The sequence below is a fragment of the Gemmiger formicilis genome (assembly GCF_016901605.1).
Lineage (GTDB): Bacteria > Bacillota > Clostridia > Oscillospirales > Ruminococcaceae > Gemmiger > Gemmiger formicilis_B.
Window position 1 is genome coordinate 1 of sequence record NZ_JACJKP010000986.1, and the last position, 217, is coordinate 217.

A 217-nucleotide genomic window follows, 5' to 3' on the forward strand; every position below is an offset into this window, starting at 1 on the left:
AGTGCACCACCAGCGCGTCGGACAGAACGCCCACGATCAGATAGTCGCATTCCTCCTTGGCGCGCCGCAGAAGATTGACATGGCCCACATGAAACAGATCGAATACGCCGGCAACCCCTATTGGGAGGAGGACAAGCGCAGCCTGAACGCCGTGGGGTCCAATATCGAATTCTTCCCCTACACCAAGAGCACCAGCTCGACGATGATCAAAAAGCTG

General features: G+C 56.7%; 1 protein-coding gene. It reads right to left on the minus strand.

All coding sequences use genetic code 11. From position 1 onward, the window contains the following. Positions 1-121: adenylyltransferase/cytidyltransferase family protein (locus tag H6B10_RS17915; RefSeq protein ID WP_345941883.1), on the minus strand; the 121-nt coding region annotated here is incomplete at its 3' end. Positions 122-217: the final 96 nt, after the last annotated feature.